Annotated in this window: 12 protein-coding genes; 3 read left to right on the top strand and 9 right to left on the bottom strand. The window is 46.1% G+C overall.

The window, feature by feature from the left end; translation table 11 throughout:
* Nucleotides 1-3: 3 nt before the first annotated feature.
* Genes DVG78_RS18500 through DVG78_RS18490 form a run of 3 tightly spaced genes read left to right on the top strand, consistent with a single transcriptional unit; the run spans nucleotide 4 to nucleotide 1,059 of the window.
* Nucleotides 4-270 carry a type II toxin-antitoxin system HicA family toxin gene (locus DVG78_RS18500; protein WP_114462535.1) on the top strand — a complete coding sequence of 89 codons (267 nt, stop codon included), beginning with the start codon at nucleotides 4-6 and terminating at the stop codon, nucleotides 268-270.
* On the top strand, nucleotides 263-478 hold the full coding sequence (locus DVG78_RS18495; RefSeq protein ID WP_114462534.1) for a type II toxin-antitoxin system HicB family antitoxin: 216 nt from the start codon (nucleotides 263-265) through the stop codon (nucleotides 476-478). The genes DVG78_RS18500 and DVG78_RS18495 overlap by 8 nt, the downstream gene beginning before the upstream one ends.
* Before the next feature lie 35 nt (nucleotides 479-513).
* Nucleotides 514-1,059 carry an NADH-quinone oxidoreductase subunit J family protein gene (locus DVG78_RS18490; RefSeq protein ID WP_114069732.1) on the top strand — a complete coding sequence of 182 codons (546 nt, stop codon included), beginning with the start codon at nucleotides 514-516 and terminating at the stop codon, nucleotides 1,057-1,059.
* Nucleotides 1,060-1,141: 82 nt separating this feature from the next.
* Here DVG78_RS18490 and DVG78_RS18485 read toward each other — a convergent pair whose 3' ends face one another.
* The 9 genes from DVG78_RS18485 to DVG78_RS18445 form a co-directional block, all read right to left on the bottom strand.
* The gene (locus tag DVG78_RS18485) at nucleotides 1,142-2,242 is read right to left on the bottom strand and encodes a DNA alkylation repair protein (protein WP_114462533.1); all 1,101 of its coding nucleotides are present in this window, start codon (nucleotides 2,240-2,242) and stop codon (nucleotides 1,142-1,144) included.
* 84 nt (nucleotides 2,243-2,326) lie between these two features.
* Entirely contained in the window at nucleotides 2,327-4,468 is a 2,142-nt protein-coding gene (locus tag DVG78_RS18480; RefSeq protein ID WP_114462532.1) for a 3-hydroxyacyl-CoA dehydrogenase NAD-binding domain-containing protein, read from the bottom strand.
* A gap of 49 nt (nucleotides 4,469-4,517) precedes the next feature.
* Nucleotides 4,518-5,723: an acetyl-CoA C-acetyltransferase gene (locus tag DVG78_RS18475; protein WP_114462531.1), complete on the bottom strand. Its 1,206-nt coding sequence runs from the start codon at nucleotides 5,721-5,723 to the stop codon at nucleotides 4,518-4,520.
* A gap of 129 nt (nucleotides 5,724-5,852) precedes the next feature.
* Nucleotides 5,853-6,416 (bottom strand): hypothetical protein, encoded by a 564-nt coding sequence (locus tag DVG78_RS18470; protein WP_114462530.1) that lies wholly within the window; start codon nucleotides 6,414-6,416, stop codon nucleotides 5,853-5,855.
* A gap of 43 nt (nucleotides 6,417-6,459) precedes the next feature.
* Entirely contained in the window at nucleotides 6,460-7,131 is a 672-nt protein-coding gene (locus tag DVG78_RS18465; RefSeq protein ID WP_114462529.1) for a C1q-like domain-containing protein, read from the bottom strand.
* A gap of 143 nt (nucleotides 7,132-7,274) precedes the next feature.
* Entirely contained in the window at nucleotides 7,275-8,309 is a 1,035-nt protein-coding gene (cydB, locus tag DVG78_RS18460) for a cytochrome d ubiquinol oxidase subunit II (protein WP_114462528.1), read from the bottom strand.
* Nucleotides 8,309-9,688 (bottom strand): cytochrome ubiquinol oxidase subunit I, encoded by a 1,380-nt coding sequence (locus tag DVG78_RS18455; protein WP_114462527.1) that lies wholly within the window; start codon nucleotides 9,686-9,688, stop codon nucleotides 8,309-8,311. Before DVG78_RS18455 ends, cydB begins: the two co-directional genes overlap by 1 nt.
* Before the next feature lie 119 nt (nucleotides 9,689-9,807).
* Nucleotides 9,808-11,226: an amidohydrolase family protein gene (locus DVG78_RS18450; protein WP_114462526.1), complete on the bottom strand. Its 1,419-nt coding sequence runs from the start codon at nucleotides 11,224-11,226 to the stop codon at nucleotides 9,808-9,810.
* 13 nt (nucleotides 11,227-11,239) lie between these two features.
* Nucleotides 11,240-12,487: an MFS transporter gene (locus DVG78_RS18445; RefSeq protein ID WP_114462525.1), complete on the bottom strand. Its 1,248-nt coding sequence runs from the start codon at nucleotides 12,485-12,487 to the stop codon at nucleotides 11,240-11,242.
* Nucleotides 12,488-12,541 lie beyond the last annotated feature (54 nt).

Here is a 12,541-nt window from a genome sequence, read left to right as displayed (position 1 = left end):
ACATTGGGAAAATTTGAAAAGTTATTGGACAAAATCCTTCGTGGATTAGCTGACAATAACATTGATTTTGCAGAGCTTTGTAAACTGTTAGTGCGATTTGGCTTTGATGAACGTATAAGAGGGAGTCACCATATATTTTCAAAAGAAGGTGTCGAAGAAATTATTAATTTGCAATCTGCTTCTGCTAGAAAAGCCAAAGGCTACCAAGTCAAGCAGGTAAGAAGTATAATTTTAAAATACCGATTGTTAAGCCCAAAAGAAAATGAATAACCCCAAATACGAGATTATCATTTATTGGAGCCAAAATGACGAAGCTTTTATTGCTGAAGTTCCCGAGCTTCCGGGCTGTATGGCAGACGGGCAAACCTACAAAGAAGCCTTAGAAAACGCTGAAATAATAATTAGTGAATGGCTCGAAACAGCCATTGAGCTGGGACGTAACATCCCCGAGCCTAAAGGTAAATTAATATACGCTTAACACAAATTGGTTGACAAACCGATACTGAATTAACTATGGATTTTTCCGGCTTTTTAAATAATCTTACGCCTGCAACGGGCTTTTTCTACTTCCTGTCATTTTTGACAATTTTGACGGGCTTGATGGTGGTTTTATCCAAAAACCCCATCCACAGCGTGTTGTATCTGATTGCAACATTCTTCTGTTTATCAGGACATTATGTACTTTTGAACGCCCAATTTCTGGCAGCGGTCAATATTATCGTTTACGCGGGTGCCATCATGGTATTATTCCTGTTCGTCATTATGTTCTTGAACCTCAAACAGGAAGATGAAGAATCAAAAACCAACTTGACCAAAATTGCCGCGATGGTAACGGGCGGGACCCTGTTTTTGATTTTTGTCGCCGTTTTCCGCAAGACACAATTCGGTGCTTTCAATGCGTATAGCTTCGACTCGCAAGTGGGAATGGTGGAAAGCCTCGGTGAGGTTTTATACAAAGATTATTTACTTCCTTTTGAACTGGCCTCCATTCTCTTTTTGGTCGCCATGATTGGCGCCGTGATGCTCGGGCGTCGCGAAGCAGGCGACCGCCACTTCTAGAAACTGAATTTTTTCAAATCAAAATCCCCCGCAGAAGCTCTACGGGGGATTTTGATTTTTAGACTCCACCGACAAATACCGTTTATGCCGTCAATTCAAAAACGCCCATCTCCTTTTCTTCTCCGTTGATAATAATCGAAAGCTGGTGAGTTCCGGGGTAGAATTTTCGGGTAGTGATGGGGACAAATTTTTGTTTTCTTCGAATGGTTGCCCGTTCGGCTGCGGCATATTCTCGCTCACTTATTTTGAATACTTTTTTCGACAGTTGACCATTTTGTTTTTGATAATAAACCGCATATTCCAAGCGCACCGTGTGATGGCTTTCATTTTGGTTGATAATCGAAACCGTAAATTCCAAATTTTCTCCAATGGCAATTTCAGGGGTTAAAATCGAAAAATTTTCTACATGAACCTGCTCACTCACCAAGTTATAAAGGGCCAATACGTCGCGGTGGCCTTGTTTCAGCAATGTACGGCAAGCGTGTTTGATAATGGCATCCGTTTCTTTCGTTTTTCCTTTCCATGCATTAGCCACCTTCAATACCAACTCGGGATGGTCTTTTGAAATATCATTCAAGTGATTGGCCACGCTGCGTCGCACCCATTCGGAAGGGTCATTTTTTAGATTTTCTAGCAACAGTATACAGGAAGTAGGGTCTTTTTTTAGCGCAGGAATCGCCATCGCCCAAGGCAAACGTGGTCGACTGCCTTCACTGGCCAACCGCCGTACTTTATGGCTTTCGTGCCATGCCCACTGATGCATTTGATTCATCATTTTGTCGCCATGCCTCAGCAAAAACGGCCTGACGGCAAACTCACAACTGACAAATTGCGTCACAAATTCAATCGCTTTTACCGAATTTTCGTAGTCTTCCAATCCATAAGTTTCGATGTAATCTGGGAAAAAGATGTACGCCAAGCTATCTTCTTTTTCTTTATTTTGACGAATTTGAGTGATAATTTTTTCAATCAGCACAGCAGCCTCCCTAAATTCTGTCGGCAGAAAATGATGCAGTACCCGTGTGGTATGCCTCATGCGGTCTTTTAGCTCTTTTTGCGCAAATTCTGCATCAAAAATCAAAGCAAGAAACCGCTGTTTGTCAAAATCGGGAATGGTTTTGGCCAGCGTTTCCGCAAATGTGTTGTAAAAATCGGGAGAGTAAATGTCTTTTAATGCACTCATGGCTGTTGGTTTATCTTTACAGGAAAACAGTTTATTTTACTGCAAAGATAAACCCTCACAATGACAACCCTATGGCAGTAGGTTTTAGGAAATTGCCGCCATTTCGCGCAGTTTTTGAGTGGGACGGAAACGTTCACCGTACGTATCGGCTAAGCGGTCGAGGGTACTTACGAAGGTTTTGATGCCTACAAAATCCACAAAAGAGAGCGTGCCGCCCGTATAAGGTGGAAAACCCCACGCCAAAATGGAGCCTAAATCAGCATCTAATTTGGTACGAATGACTCCTTCTTCATAACAACGAACGGTTTCGAGCGCCTGACGATACAACAAACGCGTTTTAACTTCCTCCAACGAAGGTTGCTGCGACGCCACGGGAAATAAGTCTGCGAGTCCCGACCAAAGCTGTTTTTGAGCGCCATCTGGGTATTCATAAAAACCCGCCTTGGCTTTTTTACCCAAGCGTCCCATCTCCGTAAATTGCTTCCCGATTTGGTAGCTCGTATCGGTGTCGGCCAACACACCGTCTTTCACCGCTTGTCCCGAGATTTTATACACTAAATCCAACGCCACTTCATCCGTCACGGCCAAGGGGCCCACGGGCATTCCTGCCAACTTGCCCGCATTTTCAATCAATACAGGATTCACTCCATCTTTGAGTAATTCCATGCCTTCCGACGTGTAGGTTCCGAAACACCGCGAAGTATAAAACCCGCGTGAGTCGTTGACCACGATGGGAGTTTTTCTGATTTTACGGGTATAATCCACCGCCACGGCCAAGGCATAATCGGAAGTTTCCTTCCCAACAATCAACTCCACTAACATCATTTTATCAACGGGTGAGAAAAAGTGAATTCCTACAAAGTTTTTAGGATTTGCCGAGGCTTTGGCCAAGCCTGTAATGGGTAAAGTAGAGGTATTAGAACCAAAAACACCACCTTCTGACAACATGGGTTCGGCTTCTTTGGTGACGGTGGCTTTTAAGTCTCGATTTTCAAAAACGGCCTCAATAATCAGCTCACTGCCCTGTAAATCAGCAGCATTGGCCGTAGGTTTGATAAGGTTCAGGATTCCTTCGGCCTTGAGACTGTCCATTTTGCCGCGTTCGATGGCTTTTTTGAGCAACGCCCGAGAATAATCTTTGCCTTTTTCGGCCGCTTCGAGGCTTACATCTTTCAGCACTACTTCAATGCCCGCCACCGCACTCACGTAGGCGATGCCCGCGCCCATCATTCCCGCCCCCAAAATACCGAGTTTCTTCACATCCGTCTTCGGAATATCCTTCGGACGACTGGCTCCTTTATTGGCTTCGTTAAGGCCCAGAAACATGGTCCGAATCAAATTCCCTGCTACTTTGGACGTGGCTACCTGCACAAAATGCCGCGATTCAATCACAATTCCACGGTCGATATTAACCAATAATCCTTCATACACGCACGACATGATGTGTTGCGTAGACGGGTAATTTCCCTTGGATTTGTCCATCATCATGGCCGTACCCACCGTGAAGGTTTGCATTCCTACGGGGCTTAAAACCGCGCCATTGGGCACTTTAAAATTGTCTTTTGCCTGAATTTTACCCGTTTTCTTATTGACTTCATCCCATGGTTTTACGGGTTTGGGATTCGACACAATCCAAGCCTCTGCTTTTTCGAGCATTTCTTCACGCGTACCCGCAACGGCATCAACGATACCCAAACCCAGTGCTTCTTTGGGCGTCAGTTCTTTGCCTTCCAACATCAACGGTAGCGCCGCCTGCATCCCAATCATGCGGGGCAACCGCTGCGTACCGCCACCGCCCGGCAATAACCCTACTTTCACTTCTGGCAACCCAAGTTTAGTTTTAGGGTTATCCAAAGCCACCCGATAATGGCACGCCAGACAGATTTCCAGTCCTCCGCCCAAAGCCGTACCATTGATGGCCGCCACGACGGGCTTGCCATTGGTTTCTATTTTGCGAAAAAGTTGATTAAGCTCTACCGAGATTTTCAGGATTTCGGTAGGATTTTCGTTCTGATTCCGTAAAATCATTTTCAAATCCGCTCCCGCCACAAATTCGGGCTTGTCAGAAGTGATAATAATTCCCTTAACATCAAAATCACTGTACGCTTTTTCCAACGCCGCCGCAAAGGCAGGCACCGATTCGTCGTTCAGGACATTCATGGGCGAGCTAGTCATGTTCCAGCTCAGGATTGCTATGTTGTTACTAATTGTGTAGTTGATTGTCATAATGTTGTAAATTAACCTCGTTTTGAGGAGAAGGGATCGGGGGATGAGGTTATACCAGCTCAAAAATCGTCGCAATTCCCATTCCTCCACCAATGCACAGCGTAGAAAGGCCGAATTGCTTACCCGAACGTTCCAGTTCGTCAATGAGCGTAGCCGAAATAATCGCGCCTGTCGCGCCCAGCGGGTGACCCAAAGCAATAGCGCCCCCATTAACGTTGACTTTAGCGTGGTCAACGCCCAATTGTTCCATAAAAAAGAGCGGAATGGCGGCAAAAGCTTCGTTTACTTCAAACAAATCAATGTCAGAAATGCTCATTCCTGCTTTTTTAAGCACTTTTTGGGTGGCAGGTACTGGGCCAGTGAGCATGATCGTCGGCTCAGAGCCGACGATGGCAAATGCCTTGATTTTGGCGCGGGGTTTCAAACCTAATTTTTCACCGATTTCTTTAGAGCCTATCAGCAAACCCGCCGCTCCGTCGACGATTTGGGAGGAATTACCCGCGTGGTGAACGTGGTTAATCTTGTCGACTTCGGCGTATTTCATCAGCGCCAAAGCATCTAAACCCATGCTGCCCATCATTTCAAAAGCGGGCTTTAGGTTGCCAAGCGATTCTACGGTTGTTCCCGGACGCACGCCTTCGTCGCGGTCGAGCAGGGTGATACCGAGTTCGTCTTTGTAGACAACCAGTGATTTCGCAAAGCGATTCTCTTTTTGCGCTTCCGTCGCTCTGCGGTACGATTCGGCCGCAAACGTATCTACGTCAGTGCGGGAATAACCGTATTTAGTGGCGATTAAATCGGCCGAAATTCCTTGCGGAACAATTTTATGACGCGCCACAATCTGCGGATTCATAAATAAAGCACCACCGTCGGTGCCCATCGGCACGCGGCTCATGGACTCTACACCGCCCGCCACAATCATATCTACCTGACCCGACATCACGTAAGCGGCGGCTTGGTTGATTGCCTCTAACCCCGACGAACAAAAGCGATTCAGCTGCACGCCCGCCACACTTTCGGCATAGCCTGCTTCAATGACGGCCGTACGGGATATGTCTGCACCTTGTTCTCCCACGGGCGTTACGCAGCCCATAATCACATCATCTACATAGCTGGTATCCAATTGGTTACGCTGCTGTATTTCTTTCAAAACGGAAGTGAGCAATTGAATCGGTTGCACTTCGTGCAGCGACCCGTCCGACTTGCCGCGTCCGCGCGGGGTTCTGACGGCGTCATAAATAAATGCTTCGGCCATGTGGGTTTTAGTCGTTTAAAAAGTAGAAAGAGGATAGCAAACAATACTCTGCCTGCATACTGTTATGCAACAAAAATACAGCGCATTTTGATAAAATCAAGAAGAAGTAAATGAAAAGAAGGAAAGGCGTTATCCCATGAATATTTTCTTGAGGGCGCCCCACAAAGCACGTTTATTTTTATCGTCGGTCTGGACAATATCCAACGACTCGGCCAACAAAAAGTTGACGCCCGAAATGCGTTTAGGGTCGTAGCGGTTCATCATTATTTCGAGGTTAATGTTGATGAACGGCACCCCAAAAGAAATAAAATGATGAACTGTTTTATTTTGCAGCAACGGCCTAAAATCCATTTGTTTTGCCCCTGCCAGATTGAGAATATCCACGCCTTCGAGGTTCAAATTGACCGCTTTCAGTACTTTTTCCAGAAAAATCGTATTACCAGCCGACATCGCCGGCGTTTCGTCCACCAAAATTAGAATCTGATGATTGAGCGTCGGCAAAGGAACTGAAGTTGAAGCAGGCGGGGCGCTCACCTTAGGAACTGAAACGGGAGCAAGTGGAACAGCAGGCTCCTCCACGGCAATCACAGAAGAAGAAGATATTGCTTCCACGAATTCACTGACGGGAGTCTCCCCGTGTACCCGGTATAGGGTTTCGTTTTGATAAAGTAATTGATAAAACGACTTGCTCATGCTACAAAGCTAAAAAGACTTGGGTAAAAACTTCGTCCAACCCTTAATATTTAGTCACTAAATGTCCGCTAAACGTACACATTAAAGCCCCCATTTTTAGGTACTGGGTCCCCGCAACATCTTCAAAGACAGCCACTTTTACTTTGTCGCCAGCCACCAATTTTAAATCACGACTAATCTGAAGAATAAAATTAGAATTTGCCACTGGAATATAGCTCGCTTGGGTTGCCACCGCATTATTAACCAATAATTGAATATTCGCAAAATTACTGCTAATGATTGTTGCACCTGAAATATTCAACGAAACGTACGCGTCAAAGTGATAAATACCATCAAAAGGGGCTATAAATGTGTTAGGGTCTACTCCAGCTGCGGCTAAATTGAAGTTACTCCCAATGTCGTAAGATTCTGTTGTAAAGGGGACAATCGTAGTCCCACTGGTTTCAATGTTTAGCCCACCAATATTGGCAACTCCAAACGCTGGTGCATTTTGAGGGCCTGCTACTTCGGTGTTTATCCAAGCGGTTCCGTTGCAATAATACATTTTATTGTCGGTGGTGTTGTACACCATTCTTCCTTTGGTCGACGCCGAACAACTTGGAAGTGAGGCTACTCGGGGCAAATCCAGTGCAGCGGGATTGATGGTAACTGATTGAGCAAATACTGAGCCGATAAACAGCAGCAAACAAACTGTAAGAATAGTAGTAGCTTTCATGGCGTTAAGTTGAGTTTAAAGAAATGTTTCTTCAAACATAAAACCACTTAAAATCCACCACAAAAACTTCAAATTAAAGAGGAAGAATTGTGAATTAAAACGTAGCAAAAGACAAATCAGCCGTTGTTCTGAAGCCCTATTTTTCAATAACTCGACTCATCTAATTTTACTTTACCTCGAAAAGTCCAAAACACAAACGAAGTATAAACACCCACCAACGGCACTCCAATGGCAGCAAAGGTGAGCATGATTTTGAGCGATTTTTCGGTAGATGAACCATTATAAACCGTAATGTGCAGGTCGGGGTCAATCGTCGACAAAATGATGTTTGGAAAAAGTCCAACCGCTACCAAAATTATCAACATAGCCGTCACAAACGCCGACGAGAGAAAGGCAAAAAAGTACTTCCGATAAGCAATCTGACGGGTAATGTTGGCCACTGCCAAAATAGCCAACACCGGAAAGGCAAACATATAAGGCACTTCTTTGTAGCGCGTAATCATGTGTGGAATGTAGAGCAGCGTAGCCAACGACGTAATGGCAAACATCAGCACGAAGAAATTCGTGGTATTTTTGACCAAAATCGTGAGTTTGGCGTACAGGCGATTCTCGGTTTTCATCACCAAATAAATGGCTCCGTGCATCATAAACAACGCCAGTGTAGTGACCGCCACCAACAACGCATACGGATTAAACAAATTAAGCAAGGTGCCTTGGTAAGCGTAGTTTTTGTCAATTGCAATCCCCTGAATCACATTTCCCAAGACCAATCCCAACGCCAACGCCAGCAGAATACTGGAGGCACTATAGCATATATCCCAAAGCCTACGCCACCAGAGCATCGGCTCTTTGGAACGAAATTCGATGGAAATAGCCCTGAATATAAGCATCACCAAAAACACCATAAACAGTTCGTACAGCGCCGACAAGATGGTGGCATAAACTACGGGAAAGCCCGCAAAAAGTGCCCCACCGCCAATCACCAACCACACTTCGTTGCCATCCCACACAGGCCCGATGGCGTTGAGCGCAATGCGTCGGCTTTCTTCTTTTTTAAAAAACAGGTGCAAAGCCCCCGCTCCGAGGTCAAAACCATCCAGAATTGCGTAACCGCTGAACACCGCACCGATGACCAAAAACCACCAAGTGGGCAAATCAAGACCGAGTATTGTTTCCATCAGTTTAAAATCGGGTTATCACGTTTTGAAGAATCAGGAATCGTTTCGGAGTGGGTATCAACGGGGCCGTGCTTGATTTTTTTGTTCAGTAAATACAAAAACAAGACAAACAAAAGCGCGTAAACGAGAGTAAACATAATCAAAGAAAACAATACTTGTCCCGTTTTGAGAGACTGCGACAGCGCATCTGACGTACGCAACAAACCGTACACCACCCACGGTTGCCGCCCGATTTCGGCCGAATACCAGCCGACCTGGTTAGCGATTTGGGGCAATAGCACCGACCACGCAAACAACTGAAGCAGCCATTTCTGTTCGAATAATTTCCCCTTCCACCATAAAAAAACCGCCAATAATGAAAGACCAATCAACGCCATCCCGATGGCAACCATCAGGTGATAGGTCTGAAATACGACATTGACGGCGCGGGAAGAAGGACGGTCCTCTTTGGGAAAAGCGTCTAATCCTTTTACGGGCGTTGTAAAATTTTGATGAAGCAGGAAAGACAAACCTCCGGGAATTTTCAAACCCGTTATTTCTCGTTTGTCGGCGTTGGTCCAGCCCATCAAGTACATATCCGCCACGGCCGATGAATCATAATGCCCTTCAAAAGCGGCCAGTTTTGCAGGTTGGTGTTTGGCCACACCGTCGGCCGAGCGGTGGCCCGTAAACAATTGCATCAACGAAGCAACGGTGGCCACCGTCAGGGCGATTTTAAAACTTGCTTTGGCAATTTCGAGGTGACGTTTTCGTAAAATATAATACGCGTTGACGCTCAAAACCAAAAAAGAACCCGCCAAAAAAGAACCGATAATAACGTGCGAAAGGCGGTCCACGCTTGAAGGATTGAAGACCATTTCCCAAAAATCGGTGATAACGGCCCGCGCTTTCATGCCTTCGCCTTCGATACGATACCCCGCCGGCGTTTGTTGCCAAGAGTTGGCTACCACAATCCAAATGGCCGAAAACATCGACCCTAAAGCCACCATAATTGTAGAAAAAAAATGCACCCTTGGGCTTACACGATTCCAACCGAAAAGCAGAATACCTAAAAAACCCGATTCGAGCGCAAAGGCAAAAATCCCTTCGGCCGCCAACGCACTACCAAATATATCGCCGACGTAGCGCGAATACACCGCCCAGTTGGTGCCGAATTCAAATTCCATGACGATGCCCGTGGCGACACCGATTCCGAAAATCAAGGCAAAAATCTTAATCCAGAAGCGGGTCATTTGTTCGTAGATTTGTTTGCCAGTGCGGAGGTACATTCCTTCCATAATGACCAAAACAACCCCTAAACCAATGCTCAGCGGAGGGTAGATATAATGGAAAGCAATGGTGAAAGCAAACTGTATGCGAGAGAGAATTTCTGTGTTCATAAGCGTGCTGTGAGTAAGGCTTAAAAGTACAACAAAAAGCCGCAGGCTGAACCAACCGGCGGCTTTTTGTGCGTCATAACCACGCTTAATTTATTATACGTACCGATTTTCGGGGGAGTTTATTTGGCCTTCTTTTTTACTTCATCCAAAATGGCATCAAGCGCGTTGCGGTCATATACTTCACCCCGCAGAATCACCGTATTAATCGCCTGCGTTGCTTCAATATTCTCCAAAGGATTCTGATTCAGCAAAACAATATCGGCGCTTTTTCCCGCCGCAATGTTCCCGTATTGAGGTTGATTCAAAAATGTAGGTCCTGGGATAATCGCCGATTGCAAAGCCTGCAACGGTGTCAAGCCCGCTTTGACGTAATGCTCCAGTTCTTTATGTAATCCCAATCCTGGATATACGTACGAATTCAGAAAACCCGCATCTGTACCCGCAATAATGGTCACGCCTGCATTCAGGAGTAAAGGCAACAAAGAAGTCGTTTTAAAATATATCTCATGACGCTCGGTGATGGCGTCGGGGCTGTCCTGCGCCGCGCGTGTGACGCGCCATTCGTAAGTCTTTTTGAGCCCTTTGCCGATGTATTGCAAATACGCATCGTTTTGGTGGTTGTCTTGGTCCAGAAATGCGGTACTTTGGCTAATACTTAGGGTGGGAACCACAGCGGTGCCGTTTTTGGCCATGCGTCGATACACCGCCATTGCGGTATTTTCGTCAAAACTCTGTAAGGCCATCGGAAGCGCAACGCGGTACGCCAATTTTCCCGCCATTACTTTTTCAGAGATCTCTTTGTCCCGCGTGGAGCCTGCCTTTAGCACGTAGCTCATGTGCTCTACCGAACCTAACCCTGCCGCCGACACTTCGTCCATCGTCAAAGCAAATGGTACGTGCCCAGAGGTTTTAATGCCTCGTTTTTTGGCTTCGGCCAAAATATAAAGATAAATCTCGGGCTTGATGGCGTTGTCGGTGATTTTGATAAAATTCACTTTCATTTTTTGCAGTGAATCCAAACTTTTATTCACTTCCTCTTTGGTACTTACTTCAATGTCACCAATCCACGTCGACTTATAACCTTCCAACTTCGGCCCAGAAGTAAACAACGTGGGGCCGAAAAGCATACCATCGGCAATTTCTTTGCGCCATTGCAAAACACTCGGACTCAAATCAGCCGCGGCATCGCGCACCGCTGTAATGCCATGTGCCACGTACAGAGGCAACAAGTTTTTATTTTCCTGAATGAGCGTATCCCCTCCCCCAAAATGTACGTGCATATCCCAAAGCCCCGGAATGATAAACTTGCCCGTGGCATCAATTACCTTTTTTGCCTGAAAATTCTTGGCCTGTGCTTCATCAAAAATGCCCACGATTTCCTTGCCTTTCACCACAATGATTTTCTTGGTAAGGATTTTGCCCGTCTGAATTTCAATCAGGCTACCCGATTTAATTAGTACATCAACGGATCTTTTTTGAGCAAAGGATAACAGAACGCAGTTTGCTAAAATGTGCGTTAACAGCAGTATTTTTTTCATAATGATATGATTATCACGCTTTTTTTAAATCCACCGTCTTGGTTGGGTCAATTTTGAACCATAGCAATGCAGCTACAAACAGACATCCCGAAATTAGGTACAGCGGAATATTGAAGTTTTTGGTGCTTTCTACCACTGAGCCGAAAATAATAGTAATGAAAAAACCGCCCATTTGACCCGCAAAGTTCATCGAACCAGCTACCGTTCCTGCATTGCGTTTGCCAATATCGACACAGACCGCAAAAGATACAGGCAACGCCAAATCTTTGGTCAATACACAAATGGCCAATAAATAACCCGCCAATTGATTATCAGGCGTAAGCCCAGCCGCCAGAAAGAAGATACTTGATAAGCCCAAACCCGTGATGGCTACGGCGCGGCGTCCGATTTTTAGTCCGTATTTTTTGGTTAAAAAATCGCTCATCAGTCCACCCGTTACGCAGCCGATGGCCCCCAAAAAGTACGACAGAGAAATAAAATTTTTGGATTGGTCTTCGGTCATGCCGCGCCCTTCCTGAAAATAAGTTGACGACCAGTTGGTAAAGAAATACGCGCCGTAAAAAAACAAATGGCACATAAGCATCAGCGCCCAAATATCTGGATTGAGAATGATGGTTTTCCACGGAATGGCGTGGTCGGCGCGTTTGATATTACGGCCAATCTCGATTTCTTCTACTTCTTCGGCCGAAATGCCTTCTTTTTCGGCGGGCTCGTCGCGAAACCAAGCGTACCAAGCCAACGCCCAAACTGCTCCCACACCCCCCAACACCACAAACGACCAGCGCCAGCCCACCGCATGAACCAGCGGAATCACCAACAAGGGCGTTAGCGCTCCACCGATGCGACCAGCCGCCCAAATTACCGATTGTGCGCGACCGATTTCAACGGCGGGAAACCACCGCGAAATGGCAATCGTGGCGTTGGGATACGCCCCCGCTTCGCCCACGCCAAACAAAAAGCGCACCACTAGCAGGTAAAAAAAACTGAAAGCCGTGCCCGTCAGGGCGGTAAAACCCGACCACCACAACACCACCCGGGTCAACACGCGACGGGGGCCAATGGAATCACCCATGGCCCCCGTCGGGATTTCAAACAAAGCATAAGCCAATGAAAATGCGCCCAAAATCCAGCCAAATTCTTCATTGTTTAAGCCTAAATCAGCTTTTACGTACTTACTGACCACGTTCATACAAACGCGGTCAAGAAAGGTAATAATCGAAAGTGCAAACAAAAAAGCTAAGGCACGGTAGCGATATTTCATTCGTTAGGTGGGGTGAGGTTACAGAGGTTAGCGGTCAATGAGCCGAGCAATTGT

This window comes from Runella aurantiaca, assembly GCF_003339505.1.
Classification (GTDB): Bacteria; Bacteroidota; Bacteroidia; order Cytophagales; family Spirosomataceae; genus Runella; species Runella aurantiaca.
Note: the sequence above shows the minus strand (reverse complement) of the source record. Positions and strands in the feature narration are given on the sequence as shown.